This window comes from Paenibacillus rhizosphaerae (assembly GCF_014192015.1).
In the GTDB taxonomy this organism is placed as follows: domain Bacteria; phylum Bacillota; class Bacilli; order Paenibacillales; family Paenibacillaceae; genus Paenibacillus_AQ; species Paenibacillus_AQ rhizosphaerae.
This window is the reverse complement of sequence record NZ_JACHXJ010000002.1, coordinates 805,733-822,821: the sequence shown is the minus strand read 5'-3', so window position 1 is coordinate 822,821 and position 17,089 is coordinate 805,733. Positions and strand designations below refer to the sequence as shown.

13 protein-coding genes are annotated in these 17,089 nt (G+C 56.3%); all 13 read right to left on the bottom strand.

Going from position 1 to position 17,089, the window contains the following annotated elements; translation table 11 throughout:
* Positions 1-3: 3 nt before the first annotated feature.
* The 13 genes from hflX to FHS19_RS12340 all read right to left on the bottom strand — a co-directional run bounded on the left by hflX (position 4) and on the right by FHS19_RS12340 (position 17,010).
* Entirely contained in the window at positions 4-1,308 is a 1,305-nt protein-coding gene (gene hflX, locus FHS19_RS12400; protein WP_183582119.1) for a GTPase HflX, read from the bottom strand.
* 48 nt (positions 1,309-1,356) lie between these two features.
* Complete coding sequence (locus tag FHS19_RS12395) at positions 1,357-2,355, bottom strand: AAA family ATPase (RefSeq protein WP_183582118.1); 999 nt, start codon at positions 2,353-2,355, stop codon at positions 1,357-1,359.
* Positions 2,356-2,439: 84 nt separating this feature from the next.
* Positions 2,440-3,096, bottom strand: a complete 657-nt coding sequence (locus FHS19_RS12390; protein WP_183582117.1) for a YdcF family protein — start codon at positions 3,094-3,096, stop codon at positions 2,440-2,442.
* Positions 3,093-3,650, bottom strand: a complete 558-nt coding sequence (locus FHS19_RS12385) for a ribonuclease FAU-1 family protein (RefSeq protein WP_183582116.1) — start codon at positions 3,648-3,650, stop codon at positions 3,093-3,095. Before FHS19_RS12385 ends, FHS19_RS12390 begins: the two co-directional genes overlap by 4 nt.
* A 134-nt stretch (positions 3,651-3,784) precedes the next feature.
* Positions 3,785-6,481, bottom strand: a complete 2,697-nt coding sequence (locus tag FHS19_RS12380; protein WP_183582115.1) for a transglycosylase domain-containing protein — start codon at positions 6,479-6,481, stop codon at positions 3,785-3,787.
* Positions 6,482-6,671: 190 nt separating this feature from the next.
* The gene (gene hfq / locus FHS19_RS12375) at positions 6,672-6,911 is read right to left on the bottom strand and encodes an RNA chaperone Hfq (RefSeq protein ID WP_076171204.1); all 240 of its coding nucleotides are present in this window, start codon (positions 6,909-6,911) and stop codon (positions 6,672-6,674) included.
* Between the two features lie 19 nt (positions 6,912-6,930).
* Positions 6,931-7,911 carry a tRNA (adenosine(37)-N6)-dimethylallyltransferase MiaA gene (gene miaA, locus FHS19_RS12370; protein ID WP_183582932.1) on the bottom strand — a complete coding sequence of 327 codons (981 nt, stop codon included), beginning with the start codon at positions 7,909-7,911 and terminating at the stop codon, positions 6,931-6,933.
* Complete coding sequence (locus FHS19_RS12365; RefSeq protein WP_183582114.1) at positions 7,901-8,692, bottom strand: class I SAM-dependent methyltransferase; 792 nt, start codon at positions 8,690-8,692, stop codon at positions 7,901-7,903. Before FHS19_RS12365 ends, miaA begins: the two co-directional genes overlap by 11 nt.
* Before the next feature lie 138 nt (positions 8,693-8,830).
* Positions 8,831-10,936 carry a DNA mismatch repair endonuclease MutL gene (gene mutL, locus FHS19_RS12360; protein ID WP_183582113.1) on the bottom strand — a complete coding sequence of 702 codons (2,106 nt, stop codon included), beginning with the start codon at positions 10,934-10,936 and terminating at the stop codon, positions 8,831-8,833.
* A gap of 57 nt (positions 10,937-10,993) precedes the next feature.
* On the bottom strand, positions 10,994-13,771 hold the full coding sequence (gene mutS, locus FHS19_RS12355) for a DNA mismatch repair protein MutS (RefSeq protein WP_183582112.1): 2,778 nt from the start codon (positions 13,769-13,771) through the stop codon (positions 10,994-10,996).
* 63 nt (positions 13,772-13,834) lie between these two features.
* Positions 13,835-15,094, bottom strand: a complete 1,260-nt coding sequence (locus tag FHS19_RS35485) for a putative amidoligase domain-containing protein (RefSeq protein WP_312887207.1) — start codon at positions 15,092-15,094, stop codon at positions 13,835-13,837.
* Positions 15,095-15,206: 112 nt separating this feature from the next.
* Entirely contained in the window at positions 15,207-15,767 is a 561-nt protein-coding gene (locus FHS19_RS12345) for an outer spore coat protein CotE (protein ID WP_183582110.1), read from the bottom strand.
* Positions 15,768-16,032: 265 nt separating this feature from the next.
* Entirely contained in the window at positions 16,033-17,010 is a 978-nt protein-coding gene (locus FHS19_RS12340) for an aromatic acid exporter family protein (RefSeq protein WP_183582109.1), read from the bottom strand.
* Positions 17,011-17,089: the final 79 nt, after the last annotated feature.

Sequence of the window (17,089 nt, the reverse complement as noted above, 5' to 3'; positions counted from 1 at the left end):
TTCTCATTGGTCAGAAGGTCTGACCTGTTCTTTATAGCTCTCTACGATGTAACCGTACTTCTCATAGTCAGGTTTGTGCACCTGTACCGTATAAATCATATCATCATTGTCGGTATCCTGGCCAATCACTTCACCGACCCGGTGCAGCTGGGATAATATATCACCACGTCCGGCAGGTACGCGGAAGGTTAATGTATCTCCCGTCAGCCTCGCCTGTATTGCTTCGCGAACGTCCAGCAGATCTCCTTCCGAAAATGCGCTGATTTTTAAATAACCCGTCCCGGACGGCAGCATCTCCAGTTGCTCCGGGGTGCAGGCGTCTTTCTTGTTAAAAAGGATCAGCTGCGGCTTGTCAGCCGCTCCCAGCTCTTCCAGAATGGAATCCACAACACGCATTTGTTCGTCGCGCATCTCTGACGATGCGTCAACGACGTGCAGCACGAGATCGGCCTCATTCACTTCTTCCAGCGTGGCGCGGAAAGCGGCCACGAGGTCATGCGGGAGGTTCTGAATGAAGCCGACCGTGTCGGTCAGGATGACTTCGCTGCCGCCGGGCAGCTTCATGATGCGTGAAGTCGGATCCAGTGTCGCAAACAGCTGGTTTTCGATATAGACGTCGGCATTGGTCAGCTGTTTGAGCAGCGTCGACTTGCCCGCGTTCGTGTAACCCACCAGCGCGACCTGGACCACCCCGCTCTTCTGCCTGCGACCGCGGTGCAGCTTCCGGTGCTTGGTAACTTCCTCAAGCTGGCGCTTCAGGTCACCGATCCGTCCGCGGATATGCCGGCGGTCGGTTTCCAGCTTGCTTTCCCCCGGTCCCCGCGTCCCGATCCCCCCGCCGAGACGGGAAAGATTTTTGCCGTGTCCGGACAGCCGTGGCAGCAGGTATGTCAGCTGAGCCAACTCCACCTGGATAATCCCCTCACGCGTTTTGGCGCGCTGGGCGAAGATATCCAGGATGAGCTGGGTGCGGTCGATGATTTTGGCATCGAGGGCCTCCTCCAGGTTCCGGACCTGAGCGCCGGAGAGCTCCTGATCAAAGATGGCCGTATTGCCGCCATGCATCTCCAGAATCTGCTTCAGCTCCTCCACCTTGCCCTTGCCGATAAACCATCTCGCATCCGGCACATCCCGGTTCTGCACAAGCACTTCAAGCACTTCCACACCGGCCGTCTCAGCCAGCCGGACGAGCTCTTGAAGCGAGTGCTCTGTGTTCATGCCGGACCTCTTCACCTCGTCGGTCACCAGGCTGACCAGTACGGCCCGGTCCGGAATTTCATGATTCGTGTCATACGTTTGGTTTGCCATGATGATCTGCTCCTTTTCGCTTCAGCGTCCATTGCTGCAAAATAAAGATCAGTTCAAACTGCCGGGTGCGCCTTTGGCTTCCAGCTTGAAATCCTCGGTCCGGAGCGTCATGAGCTCCAGCTTGCCCGGGTTGCTGTGCGCATAGTGATTCAGCAGCCGCACGGCTTGATTCCGTATCGACTTTTCGATCGTGTTCCGCACGTACCTCGCATTGCTGAAAGCGTGCTCGGTTTCGCCCTTTTCCTGAATCAGGTGCTGCCTCAATTTTAGTATCGCCTGCGGCATCAGGATGTAGTCCCGCTCCTTGGCCATCAGCTCAGAGATCTGTATCAGCTGATCGATCGTATAATCGGGGAAATCGACCTGAATCGGAAAACGCGACGGCAGCCCCGGATTCGTCTGCAGAAAAAAGTCAATTTCCTCGGAATATCCGGCAAGGATCAGAATGAACTGATTTTTGTGGTCCTCCATCGCCTTGACCAGCGTATCGATCGCCTCTTTGCCGAAATCCTTCTCGCCGCCTCTGGCCAGGCTGTAGGCTTCATCGATAAAAAGAATGCCGCCAAGCGCCTTCTTGACCAAGTCCCTGGTTTTCTGTGCGGTATGTCCAATATACTCACCGACAAGGTCGGCGCGTTCGACTTCGATCAGGTGGCCTTTGCTCAGCACACCCATTTTTTGAAACAGCTTGGCGATGATTCGTGCTACTGTGGTTTTACCCGTACCGGGGTTTCCTTTAAACACCATATGATATACATGTCCGCCGCTGGCCAGCCCCGCTTCCTGACGCATATGGGCGATTTGGAGCATGGCGTAAATTTCAAACACGAATTCCTTGATGCTGTCCAGCCCTACCAGCTGATCCAGCTCTTTTTGAATTTCCTGATACAGGCTGTGCTGAGCTGTATTCTTCTGGGCAGGGACCGGTTCCTTCTCCGGAACGGCGCTGCTGACGACAGGAGGCTCCTGGTTGCGCAAAATCACATTGATTTGTCTGGATGGCCTGCCTTCCGGCCGGCCGTTCGCGGCCGCTATACGCCCGTTCATGCATCCATCACCTCATTTATCTACAGAGATGTATTCTCTATTCAATGTATTCTACTTGCCCAGGCGTTATTAGCAGTTTCCCATCTATTTCAGGCCCGTCAGCAGCAGAAGCTCATCGAGCTTCCATTTAGTGTAGGCCAGCACTTCCCGCGGCTTGTGGTACTTCATCTGCAGTGTTCTGGACTCCGTTAAACCAAGGGCCGGACGGGTATAGTGCAGATATTCCGCAATGTCCAATGAGCGCATGCCATGGTATTGATGCGTAACGATGACGGCGCTTTGCCATCCCCGCTCTCTCATAATCTCCCGGCTGAACAGCAAATTTTCATAGGTGCTCGTCGCCTTGTTTTCCAGGATAATGGCCGATGCCGGCACGCCGTGGTCCACCAGGTAATTCCGCATGCCTTCGGCTTCGGTATACTTGTAATCCGCCCGGTCCAGACCGCCGGTGACGATAATATATGGAAACTTGCCTTCCTGATAGAGCCGGAGCCCTTCGTCCAATCGTTCCCGGAGCCCGGGGCTCGGCGAGTCCCCCCACATCGATGCGCCGAGGATAATGCCGACATCGCTCGCCGATGCGGGTACGGAGCTGTGAGCCGCGTTCATGAGCCGCCATGCGTACCCGACCCACAACAGTCCGAGCACGATCAGAACGGCGATGATCATCAGCAGCTTCCGGAAGACGGACATTTTCTTGCGCCTGGTTACGGCCACCGGCCCCCCGCTGCGGGCGTTCATGACTTCCTCCGGAATTCACCGTTGTCAAACAGACGCTTCCTGTCCTCAAGGGACATCAGGAAGTACGGAAACTGGTGCGCATCAATGGCTTTCATAACGCTCCGCGCCGTTGAAATCGCCAATTGGTAGTCTTCCTTGGTGATATCTCCCCGGGTCAGCGCATCATCCAATTCGTCCTCATCCAGCAGGAATACCTCTCCGTTTCGAAGGACGACCACATCCAGATACAAATCGTCAAACCAAGGCACGCCTTGTTCCGTGACCCCCTGCGTTTTGCAGGTATCAATATACCACTGGATGATTTCGCTCCGCTCATCGAACATGGCCGTCACGATATAATGGCTGTTGTGGGGAAAGTACTGCAGCCACGAGTATCCTTTATCCGCAATGCGGTAGGTGTGGTTTCCGTAATTTTTCCAGAGCGGCTCTTTCAGGTTATATATCGTGTACAGCGTAATATAGCCTGTGAATGCTTCGCTCTCGACATAACGGCAGGCGAAGCGGCGGCGGGAAATCCGGCGCCAGTTCGCTCGATCTCCAAATTTTCGTTTCATGGAAAATTCCCTCTCCAATATGGTGTCTTCAGCTTATCACATTTGGGAATCACACTCAAAATATTGCCTAATAGACGAACGGACAGCAAAAAAAGACCCCCAAATGAAGGGGGTCTAAAAGTCATTCTGAGCGGTTAAGGAGTGGTCACGGTTCCTGTACTGCCTCCACTGGAATCACCCGGGTTTTGGAAGGTTGTTCCGTCGGTGCTGCCGGTTCCGTCACTGCCGCCGTTGTCGGTCGTTCCGCCGTTCTCAGGCGGCGTTATGGTACCTGTGCCGCTATCGCCGGTTGTATCCCCGCTGGAGCCGCCGCTGCCGCTATTGGCGCCACCGCCTCCGTTGCCGTTGTTGCCATCGGAACCGCCATTGCCGTTGCCATTACCGTTGCCATTGTTGCCCGGGCCGCCGTCATTCCAATTTCCATTATTGCCGTTATTGTTCCCATTGCCGTTACCCATGTCGCCGTTATCACCGCCCTGGCCGTTGTCGGTATTGCCGTTATCCGGATTACCGTTGCCGTCCTGACCGTTATCTCCATTGTTCTGATCAGGCGGGGTTTGTTCGTCAGGCGGTGTATCGATCGTGATCTGCACCGTATTGGACGGATCCGACTCGGTACCCGAATCCGGGAAGTATGCCGTGACATAGTATTCGTACGTCATGCCCGGCAGCGCACCCATATCCTGGGCGGTCGTGCCGGCAACCCCATCGAGAATCAGTGAGTAGTTCGCCTCAGACGATTCTTTACGGTAAATACGATACTGGGCGTCACCGGCATCCACGCCGTTCCAGCCCAGCGTCACCGTCTGCGTGTCGATGTTGTAATCCGCGCTCAAGCCGCTTACGTGGCCCTGGTTCTGATCTTGTTCCGGCTCATCCTGCACCGGCTCCTGTTCCTTAACGTTATCCGGAACCGGGAATTCTTTCGCAGGGAAGTTCTTCTCGACCTGATCCATGACCTTACCCCAGAATGCTGCGGCCAGCGGACTGCTGTTATGCAGCAGATGCGTTTTGTCCGGCTTGTCGTAGCCCATCCAAACCGCAGCGGTCAGCTCCGGCGTATAGCCGACAAACCAGACGTCGCGGTTCGATTTGACGCCGGTATAGCCGCTCTGCGTCGTGCCCGTCTTACCCGCTACCGGGCGGTCGATACTTGCTTTCCGGCCCGTACCGTCTTCAACGACCTTTTTCATCATTTCGGTCATCTGGTATGCGGTATTTTCGCTCATGACTTGCTTGGCGCTGTCTTTATGCTCATAGACCGGTTTTTCGTCACTGTCGACGATCTTCTTGATCGAATACGCTTCGTTCATCTTGCCGCCGTTGGCAAAGGCGCTGTAGGCCTGGGCCATTTCCAACGTATTCGTACCCTTGCTGATGCCGCCGAGCGCCATCGCCAGGTTCTTGTCGTCTTCAGTCAGCTGAATGCCGAGGGATTCCGCGAATTTGAAGCCGGTATTCACCCCGATTTGGTTCAGCAGCCATACAGCCGGAATGTTCTCTGATTTCTGGATCGCCTCGGCCATGCCGATCGTATCCGAGTATCCGTGCAGGTTGCCTGGGCAGTAGCTGCCGAAGCACTGCTTCTTGTTGCTGAGCGACGAGTACATATCGAACTTGCCGCTTTCCAGCGCAGGCGCGTACGAGACGATCGGCTTAAAGGCCGAACCCGGCTGCCTGCGGCTGTTCGTGACCCGGCTGTAGCCGCCGCGCGTATAATCCCGTCCTCCGAGCAGGGCGACGAGCGAGCCCGACTCCTGGTTCATGATGACCATGGAGCCCTGCACCGGCTGGTCATCCGGGCTTTTCTCAAAGTTCGACTCGTCCGCAAACTCTTTCTCCAGCACTTTCTGGGCGTTCGCGTCCATCGTCGTATAAATTTTATAACCGCCAATGTTCAGATCGTCTTCGCTCAGGCCGGTGACTTCTTCCGCCTCATTCATGACGTAGTCCATAAAGTTTTGGTACTGCTGCTGTTTTTTCGGCGGTTTATACGTATATTCGACTTTTTTCGCGGCGTCGGCCTCTTCCTGCGTGATGTACCCTTCCTGGGCCATCAGATTCAGCACGACGGCGCGGCGCTGCATGGACAAGTCCGGATTGCGCACCGGGTTGTATTTGGAAGGCCCCTTCGGCATTGCAGCCAGGGTAGCCATTTCCCAAACTTTCAAATCATTCAAATTGCTTTTGCCGAAATAATACTTGGATGCTTCTTTAATGCCATAAAGCTGGCCGCCGAACGGAATACGGTTCAAATACATCGTAATGATTTCATCTTTGGTCCTGTTCCGTTCCAGCGCCATGGCGATGGACACCTCGGTCGCCTTCCGGAAGAACGTTTTGTCCCGGGTCAGGAAAATGTTCTTGGCGAGCTGCTGCGTAATGGTACTGCCGCCTTCGACCTTGGATCTGGCGATGATGTCTTTCACCGCCGCCCGGCCGATCGACCACAGGTCGACGCCGCTGTGCTCATAGAAGCGTTTGTCCTCTGTCGCTACAAAAGCGTCCTTCAGCAGCTTCGGAATATCCTCACTCTGGACCGGGTCGCTCTTCTGCAGGGACAGCTCGCCCATCAGATTGCCGTTGCGGTCGTAGACCTTGGATGTCTCGTGAACGGTCAGCTTATCCTTGTTCGCCTGCAGCAGGCGCTCCCCGTTGACCGTAATATACAAATATCCGGCAAGCGCACAAAAGATAGCAAATGCACAGGTGAAAAATAATGTCCAAAACACGCGCTTTCCGGATATTTTTTTCTTCTTCTTGGTTGTCTTTTTCATTGTCTTGGGCTGTTCTTTGTTTCTATCAGACCTCGACAGCTTGTTGTTATCCATGGTACCCTCCTGACTCCCTTTTGATTTCTAAGCTCGGAATGAAAAGAACAACCTTTGCAGGTTGCTCCGCTCCATTTCCTATGCTTACAGAATGAGCGTCTGAAACGGTTTTACCCGCATCCCCGCCATCCTATACTCTTTAACGAAAGTCATTTGAAAAAGTTTCAGCTATGAGGCTTGTCCTGTTAAATTATACCTCGTTTTGGGTTTCCTGCATCAGGGATACATTGCGTTGAGGCGTAACCGTTGATATCGCATGCTTGAACAGCATTTGCTGCTTGCCGTCGGTATCCACCACGACAGTAAAGTTGTCAAACGCCTTGATTAAGCCTCTGATTTGAAATCCGTTCACAAGAAAAATGGTGACAGGGATGTTTTCTTTGCGAAGCTGGTTTAAAAATGTATCTTGGATATTGATGGATTTGTTCATTAGCCGTACCCCCAACGATTCAATTAGATTGTTTTGAAGTATATTCAAGATTTAAGAGAAACTTTCCTGCTATTATATCACGGATTGCGGCGAAATTCGCGAGAAAATTTCCCGTGTCCGTGACGTCCACCCATTGGATTTCCTTCATGTGGCGGAACCAGGACAGCTGGCGTTTGGCAAACCTGCGCGTATCTCTCTTCAAAATTCCAACAGCCTCTTCCAGGGTAGCTTCACCCTGCAAATATGAGATGATCTGTTTGTAGCCCAGTCCCTGCATCGAGACCAGATCCGGTCCGTAGCCCTTATCCAGCAGAGAAGAAACCTCTTCTACCAAACCCTGCTCCAGCATCTCATCGATACGGGCTTCAATACGTTTATATAGCATTTGCCTATCCATTGTCAAACCAACCAGGCATAATTGATACGGCGACTCCCGGGTTTGACTCTTCAACTGGGCCGAAAGAGGGATACCCGTCAAATGATAGATCTCAAGCGCACGGATAATGCGCCTTTGGTCATGGGGATGCAGCCTCAGGGCGCTCTCCGGGTCGACTTCCGCCAACCTAGCATGAAGAGCCTCAGCACCGAAATGCTCCGCATAGTCGGCCTGTTCCTGCCTGAACGCCTTGTCCTCTCCCGCATCGGCAAACTGAAAACCGTAGCACACCGATTCCACGTAGAGACCGGTCCCCCCGACGATAAAAGGCAGCTTGCCCCTGCCATGGATATCCGCGATCAGCCGGGAGCATTCCTCCTGGAATTCAGCGACCGAATAGGCTTCGTCCGGCTCGTGAATGTCGATCAGATGATGCGGGATGCCCTGCATCTCTTCTTTGGTAATTTTGGCGGTCCCGATGTCCATCTGGCGGTAGACCTGCATGGAGTCCCCGGAGATGATCTCGCAGCCCAGCGCTTTGGCAATCTCGATGCTCATTTTGGTTTTGCCGACGGCGGTGGGACCAATCAGCACCAGCAGCCGCGGCTTCGTCTCAGTTGTCAAGCGGTCGGTCAACACATATCACTCCATACGAAATTTTTGAATGCGGCCGGTCGAACGGCACGAAGCCGAGACGGGCAAATTCGCCGCTGCCTCTCTTTTCCTTCAGCACAACGGTCTTGCGCGCGACCCGGACGGCTTCGCGGATGCTCTCCAGCTGCAGCGGGTCGCTGTTGGCAAACCCGCGCAGCGGGCTGATGGACGAAGAGTCCATCAGCGGCTCTCGGAACATGGGGTCGAAATAGACGATGTCCACGCTGTTGTCCGGCTGCTTCCGCAGCACGTCCAGATGATGCCCGCAGGCCACCCGGATCCGGCGCATGGCTTCATCCACTTCGGCGAGTCCGGAACGGTAGTGGGCCAGCCCTTCGGCAAGCATCGCCGCCAGGGCCGGCGAGCTTTCGACCGCGATAACATGCGAGCCGGCCCCCCCTTTGACCGCAAATACAAGCGAATCCGATCCGAGGCCGGCCGTACAGTCGAGCACGGTGTCCCCCGCAGTCATCGCCGCTGCGTCCAGCATCGGGTCGCTTTCGCCCTTAATGAGCCGTTTGGCGCGGACAAAGCCCATGCTGGGATGAAACTCCATCGGCGGGCTTCCCGGCCTCACAAGCCTTGCTCCGCCGTCCAGCACGACGATGATTTCGTCATCGCCGTGCATTTTGGCCATTCTTGTTAATGGGGTATGGCTTCTCGGGACATATTTGCCCCCCGTCTCGTTGGCCAGGGCGACCGCCCTGCTAACGATCGATTCACCCGCTTTATCCCCCGTCGTAATAATCATGACAATCTCCAATCCTGTATAAAATCGGGCGCCAGCCAAGTAGATGCGCTGTTGGTTTAGTTATACACCTTAATTCGTTTTATGAACCGTCCTTCTCCGGGACTTTCCGTTACCCATGGTGATGAGCCGCCTGCCGCGCTACATGACACGCTTAAACAGCTTTTCCAGGTCATAGGTCGAAAAGGAAACGACGATCGGCCGCCCGTGAGGGCAAGTATAAGGCTGCCGGCATGCCGCCAAACGGTCCAGCAGCGTCGTTGCTTCCTGCTCTGTCAGCTTCTGGTTCGCCTTGATTGAAGCCTTGCAGGAGCAGAGAATGGACGACGTCTCTCGGAGCTTGGCCAGATCGATGCTGCGCTCGCTGAGGACCCATTCGGCCATCTCTTCGATCAGCGCTTTCTCTTCGCCTTTAGGGAACCAATAAGGATGGGAGACAACACGGAAGGTCTGCCCGCCGAAATGCTCCAGATATACGCCGACTTGCTCAAACCAGTGCAGTTTCTGCGTCAGCTGCTCCGACTCCGACGGCGTAAACTCCAGCGTGATCGGCAGCAGCAGTTCCTGGGAAGCATCGGCCGGACGGCCGAATTTCTCGTAATAGAACTCATAATTGATCCGTTCATGCGCCGCATGCTGGTCGATCAGGAACAGCCCGTCGGCGTTTTGGGCGATCAGGTACGTCCCGTGATGCTGGCCGATCAGCGTCAGCTCCGGAAAAGGCGGAATTTCCGGCGGAGCCTCCGTGCTGGCCAGCAGCCTGCTGGCCAGCGCCGGGTTCGAGCTCTGCGATACCCGCCCGCTCTGCGACAAGTTCAGCCGGTAGCCGGGAACCGTATTTTCGCGAACCGTTTCACGCGCAGAATACGGAAGCTTTCGCTGTTCATAGGCGGCTTCACCGGGCTTGCGCGCGCTTCCCGTATCCGGGCTGTTCTGCCCGGAATACGCTTGCTGCACCGACGCCTGTGCACGCGAGTCAGAGAAGCCCGCACCGGATCCACCTTGTCCGGCAGTCAGCTGCGACTTTAACGGCTGGCTGCCGGGTGCGCTCACCGGCGTGAGTGAGCTGCTAGCGTCCGATACGGCAGTGTGACCGGCTGGGCCGGGATTCTGCGGCAGCGGGGCTTCCCCGCCGTCCACGAGTCCGTCCACCGGTCCGGCCTGCGGGGCCGGGCTTTTGGAGAAATGAAACTGCTCCTGAATAAACGATCCTTTATCCTTATCGCCGATGCTCTGTTTCACCGGCTGCGGAATGAGAACCTCCTGCCGGAGCACCTGGTGGATGCTGCTCTCCACGAACGGGAACAGCTCCTGCTCTTTGCTGAAGCGCACCTCCAGCTTGGCCGGATGGACGTTGACGTCCACCAGGGACGGATGCATCTTGACTTCCAGCACGGCGAGCGGGTAGCGGTTGATCGGCAGCAGCGTATGATATGCGCGCTGAATGGCCTGGTTCAGGCCATAGCTGCGGATGTAGCGGCCGTTGACGATGATCGAGATCCCGTTCCGGTTCGAACGGGTCCAATCCGGGCGGCTGACGTACCCGTCGATCGTAAAATCCAAGTTCTCCGCATGAATCGGCAGCAGCGCCTTGGCGGCCTGCCGGCCGTAAATCGCCGCGACCACCTGCAGCAGATCCCCGTTCCCGACGGTTTGCAGCAGCACGTTCCCGTTATGCCGCAGCGTGATCGCGATCTCCGGATGCGACAGGGCGATGCGGTACATATAATCGGAAATATGCCCCAGCTCCGTCTGGATCGTCTTCATATATTTCAACCGGGCCGGGGTGTTGTAGAAGAGCTCCCGGACCGTCAAGTCGGTTCCCTTCGGCGCAGCCGTGTCTTCTTCGGTCACGAGCCTGCCGCCTTCGATGACGATTCGCCGCCCGAGCCCGTTATCGGCGCTCGCCGTGACCAATTCCACTTTGGCCACGGCGGCGATGCTTGGCAGCGCCTCGCCGCGGAAACCGAGGCTCGTGATGTTGAACAGATCCCTGCTGTTCTCGATTTTGCTCGTCGCATGACGGTAAAAGGCGGTGTTAACGTCCTCCGGCTCGATCCCCGAGCCGTCGTCGGTCACGCGGATGCTTTCAAGCCCGCCTTCCTGAGCTGTGACTTCGATCCGAGAACTCCCGGCATCAATGGCGTTCTCCACCAGTTCTTTCACAACCGAGGCGGGACGTTCCACCACTTCACCAGCCGCGATCTGGTTGGCTATGTGCTCGTCCAAAACGTGAATTTTCGCCATACCGTTCCCCCATTTCAAAAAAAGATATGAACGGACAATCGGCTTTGTCCCACTTGTTTACAGATCCTTTGCCTTCATCTTTAATTCGTTCAGCAGCTGCATGGCCTGCAGCGGCGTCATGTTCATGACGTCGGCGCTTTTCACCGACTCCAAGATTTGCGTTACCGCAGGATGAACCGGCTGCGGTTCGGGTGCGGCAGCGCTCCGCTTCACCGGCTCCAAATCCTCGTCCCCGAATATCGAGAGCTGGACGACTTCCGCAGCGCCCGACACTCCTCGTCCTGCAGCTGGAGCCGGCTCTTGAACGGAAACTCCAGCAGCCGGTTCGGCGTGCCCTGCTTCCATATCCGTCAGCGGACGGGCCCAGACGCCAGCATCCACCCGCTCCCTGAGCTGTATCGGCGGTTCTGCCTTGGTCGCTTCTGCGGCCGCTGCCGTCTGGGCCGCACTTTCCTCCAGGCCCTGCAGCAGTGTGTACGCCCGTCCAATAATGGACGACGGCAGCCCGGCAAGCCGGGCGCAGTAAATGCCGTAGCTGCTGCCGGCTGGCCCGGCGATCAGCTTCCGCAGGAAGTGGACCTTGTCGCCGCTCTCCTGCACCGCCATGGAGTAATTGCGCAGGCTCTGCAGGCTGTCCTCCAAATGCGCCAGCTCGTGAAAATGGGTCGATACGAGTGCCTTGCAGCCGATCGTATCGTGAACATATTCGATCACCGCCTGGGCGATCGCCATGCCTTCGCTGGTAGACGTGCCTCGGCCCAGCTCGTCGATAATGATCAGGCTGCGCGGCGTCGCTTTTTCGGTCATGACCTGGATGTCGGCCATTTCCACCATGAACGTGCTCTGGCCGCCGATCAGGTCATCCGCCGCTCCGATCCGGGTGAAAATCCGGTCCACAAGCGGAATTTCCGCCGCCTTGGCCGGCACGAAACACCCGATCTGCGCCATGATCGAGATCAGCGCCATCTGCCTCATGTACGTGCTTTTTCCGGCCATGTTTGGACCGGTAATGAGCAGAATCGCCGCTTCCTCCCGGGTCAGCCGAGTCCCGTTGGCAATGAAGGAGGCGTCCTTCATCACCGCTTCGACCACCGGATGGCGGCCGCTTTCTACGACCAGGTCATACCCCTCGGTCAGCTTGGGCTTCACAAAGCCCTGCTCCGCGCTGACGGCTGCCAGCGACTGATAGACGTCGGTGACGGCCACTTTTTCGGCTAGTGCCTGCAGCCGCGGGATTTCCGCGCTCAATCTGTCCCTTAGCCCGCTGAAAAGGGAGTATTCGAGGTCCACCATTTTGTCTTGGGCTTCGAGAATGAGCCCCTCTTTTTCCTTCAATTCCGGGGTCACGAACCGCTCGGCATTGGCCAGCGTCTGCTTCCGTTCGTACCGGCCTTCCGGCAGGGTGCCCAGATTCGATTTGGTCACTTCAATGTAATATCCAAATACTTTGTTGAATCCGACCTTCAGCGAGCGGATCCCCGTCGCTTCACGCTCCTTGGCCTCAAGCTCGGCGATCCAGCGTTTGCCGTTCACGCTGGCTTCCCGGAGCTCGTCCAGGTGATCGTGATACCCCGGCTTGATCAAGCCGCCGTCCCGCACGGACACGGGCGGATCGTCAACGATCGCCGCGTCGATCGCTTCATAAAGATCTCGGCATTCGTCCATCTCCGCCGCCAGCTTCCGCAGCGTGGAAGAACCCGACGACGCGCACAGTTCCTTCAAGGAAGGAATTTGCGCCAGCGACAGCTTGAGGGCGTTCAGATCCCGCCCATTCGCGTTGCCGAAAGCAATTCTCGCGACCAGCCGCTCCAGGTCGTAAATATCTTTCAGCGCAGCCCGCAAGTCTTCCCGCAGAATAAACTGGTTGTACAAATGCTCCACGGCTTCCAGGCGGTCTTCAATCGGCCCGCGATGCAGAAGGGGCTTGTCGATCCAGCGGCGCAGCAGCCGGGCCCCCATTGACGTTTCGGTCCGGTCCAGCAGCCAGAGCAGCGAGCCTTTCTTGGATCGGTCGCGCACCGTCTCTACGAGCTCCAGGTTGCGCCGCGTGAACGGATCAAGAATCATGTAATGGCCGGGTTCATAAGGCGAAATTTGCGTTAGCTGGCCGAGCGAACGCCGCTGCGTCTCGCTAAGGTAAGAGATAAGCACGGCCACGCATGCCTGCCTCTCCGGATCGAGCCGGGCCCAGGCCGATTCGCCGAACTGCGAACGGACCGTCTGCTCCTCCCGCTTCTCCCATGGCGTGTAGACGACAGGCCGGCTCCACTGGAGCTGTTCGGCCTTGATCAAATCCAGCATCTTCGGATCACCAATCACTTCCGCCGGTTCGTAGATGCCGATTTCGTCGCGCAGCCACTCCACAGATGCGGGCATGGAAGTCACGTACAGCTCGCCTGTTGATAAATCGCAGGCCGCCAGCGACATCATGCGGTCAGTCTCGGTCACGCATACCAAATAGTTGTTGGACTTGTCGACGATGTTTTTGCCTTCCATAATCGTTCCTGGCGTCACGACGCGGACAATGCCGCGCTTGACCATACCTTTGGTCACCGCAGGGTCTTCCAGCTGCTCACATATGGCTACCTTGTAGCCCTTCTCGATTAGCCGCTGTATGTAACTCTCAGCCGAATGGTAGGGAACCCCGCACATCGGGATTTTTTCGTCCCCACCGCCTTCCCGGCCGGTTAACGTAATTTCCAGTTCCCGGGAGGCCTTTAAGGCGTCCTCGAAGAACATTTCGTAAAAATCGCCCAGGCGAAAAAACAAAAACGCATCCTGGGCTTGCTGCTTGATTTCCAAATATTGTTCAATCATTGGCGTATACTTGGCCATGAGGTACCTCCAGACTTCACTTGTGCTCACGCCCTATTATAACAGAAAGTAAGTGGGCGGGAATCAAGGTTCGACCGGAATGTTCCACAGCGGCCGGATATCCCTGCTCTCGTTCCACGTCGTGCCCCGCTCGATATGGGCCAGAAGCGGTTCGATTGAGCCGGCATAATTGCCGTAATCCGGCAGCTGCCTGATCTCCCCGAGCAGCGGCTGAACGGCCGGCTTCAGCACCTCACGGTCCCCCCGGTAATACGCCCGGTGGATCCGGTCACTCGCGTCCAGCGGCCGCATCCGCAGCTCCCTGTAATGGCTGACGATCAGATAGGAGAGGTACACCACCCCTTTGGCCAGCAGGGGGGACACGAGAAAGCTCGGCAGCGTCCGGTATTCGAAACCGCCGTGCGGCTGGCGGCGAAAGTCGCCCAAATAGCCGTATTTGGGCCGCCGCGCCCGGCTGTTCTCATCTTCGAGCAGCGAGACGGGCAGCGTCAGGTAGTTATCCAGCGCCCGCAGCAGCTCCGGGGTAAGCACGACGCCGCTGAAATGCAGATGCCCGCCGAGCGGCAAACCGGGTCTGGGCATACCCCCCGCCTGCCAGATGAGCGAACGGTCCCCGATCATCCGGCCGGCGGCCTGCATCGTGAACATCAGGCGTTTGAGCAGACCGGTCGGGTCACCGCTTGGATCCGGGCGAAGCTCGGCGATGGGGAAGGTCGTAAAGCCCTCGCCGTGAACAGCATCGCAACCGACCTCCCCCTCCCGGTCCAAAAACCGGGATGCGGGAACCATTTCGTTGCTGCCCGCGTCCACAAGCACAAACTCCGGATCCATGCCCATTACAAGGCGCATCCCTTCCTCTTCTTCCCGCCGCAGCCGGCGGGCAAGCTCCGCCTCTGCCCGGTCAAAGCGCGCTTTGATACGCGGATCTTTCATTCCGGAGGATGGGGTGACGCGCTCAACTCCATACTTTCGCTCGCCGCAGGACGCCAGCACCACTTCGCCCGCGTCCAGGCCAAGCGTATAAAGCGCCCGCACCGCCGCCTTCTCCAGGCGGGCATACAGCCCGATGAGCGGTACCTCACCTCGATAGGCCGAACCGACAGGTGCACGGAAGCCGTCTGCACTTCCCTCGACGCGCTTCAAATCGACGGCCTGCAGGCCAGTGACGTTAACGGCGTATCTCCGCCGGTAACGAGCGGATTCCCCGGCAGACGCACCCTCTTCCGTCAGCAGGAGGGAGCTGATGCCGGAGCGGACCAGACGGGCGTGCTTGACCCGGTCGGGCCAACCGGCATACCGGGCTTCTTTATCCTCCTCTGTCACCCTCATCCCCCCTCTTCACAGAAAATAAAATAAAAAAAGGAGGGCATCCGCCCTCTTCGCCGCCGCTCTCCCGGCATATAGTACATCATACCTCTTTTCCTTGCTCTACGAATTACAGCTCATCATCAAGGGAATCGGGATCGAGATCCTCATAGTCCCCATCGTCGCCGGCGAACTCGAACTCTTTGTCGTCATAGTCGCCATGGCCGCGGCTGCACACCAAAACACGCACCTTGGTCTCGGCTACGAGCTCGACCGCGAATTCCCGCTCCACGCGGATGATGACATTGCCGCCTCCCGAAGAGACACTGGCTTCAACGCAGCTCGGCTCCTGCGTGGCCTCCGCAGAGACTTCGACGGTTGAAGCCCGGTGTTTCGGATCCAGGTAAGACAGCGGAACGAATTCTACATAGGATACCGTTTCTTTGCCGACGTCGGTTTGGGAGTTTTTGTCATAGGAATACCAGATGTTGATATCGTAAGTACCAATAACTTCAATTCCGTCGCCTGCGGCAACCGCTTCGTACTGATGGTTTATAATCCATGCCCCCAAAATACTGGTAGGATTATGAGGCGGAGTCACGGTATGTGTTACGGTAGAGAACTTACGACCCTTGCCGCAGATCGCTTTCGTGATGATCTCTCTACATTGATGTTTATCGCTTAATGACATCTTTGAACCTCCTCCATACAATCATTCACTTAAGTGTATGCAGGACATAGGCATTTGTTGATTAAACGAGCATAAATGAATGAAATATTATTGTGATCGCCCGGCTAGAATAGGAATAATGCTATGACGCGTGCGCCGAAATACCTTGGCTGGCCTGGATTTTACGGCCCTTTTAATCTAGTCTGAAACTTTACGTCACTCTATTTTATGCGGCTTTCATTGTATAAAAACCCCTTGGCAGCTGCCAAGGGGTTACTTTGCGCTTTCAGGACGCGGCAGAGGGTTTACGTAACTTGCCCGATGCCGGCATCTTATTTTTTTTCGCAATTTTCAAATATTGTCCCAGCTCGCGGATCAGCTGCAAAATGGCCGATCTGACTTCAAACTCCTCCCGGGTCGCCGGAAGCTCCATTTCCTTAAACTCCTTCTCGAGGGCGACCAGCAGCTTCTCCGTGCGTCCCGTGTAGTTCTCCTCCGTGACGTCCCGGCTGAGCTGTTCGAACAGCTCGGCTACGTCATCGGCCTGCGGCAGCTTCTGATATACGTGGGAAATGAGCTGCAGCATATTTTGGATTGACTCCAGCTGCTCTTTTCTCATATAAAAATAGATGGTCCACGACTCGTCGGGGTGCAGCACCTGGTTTTCCAACTCCCGGCTCGCGGCTTCCTTGCCGCTCTGAATCGCTTTTCCCGCGGCGATGAGTTCATGCCCGTCCCATACGTAGGAAGGGTCGCGAAGGGTCAGCGCAATCTGTCTGAAGATTTTCGAAAACTGCTCATCCACCCGTCTCCGAATCGACGTCATCTGCTCGGATGCCCGGGGCATGTACACCATATTGACGAGCATGGCGGAGCCAAGCCCGATCACGAGCAGTTCAATTTGCGTCACGATGACATCCGTGCTGACTTCCGCACTGCCAAAGACCCGGAACACCACGACCGAGCTGGTGACGATGCCTTCTTTGAAGTTCGCGCGGGTGATGGCCGGAAAGGCGATCAGAATATATATCGCGAGCACCCAGTAATGGAAACCCAGAAGCTCAAATAATACGCAGGCAAAGAACAGTCCCAGCAGTGAGGCGAAAAAACGCGCGGACACCGTCTTCAGGCTTCTTTTTCGCGTAACATCGACCCCAAGCACGGCCAGAATGCCCGCCGACAGCGGTCCCGTCACGCCGCAGGCATCCGAGATAAGGATCGCCATCAGCGTCGCAATCGCCGTTTTAATAATACGAAAACCCATGAAACCGCCTCTCTCTATACATGTTGACGTATTTCATGGTACTTGATTTTGATGCTTCACACAACGTGACATGGGTGTG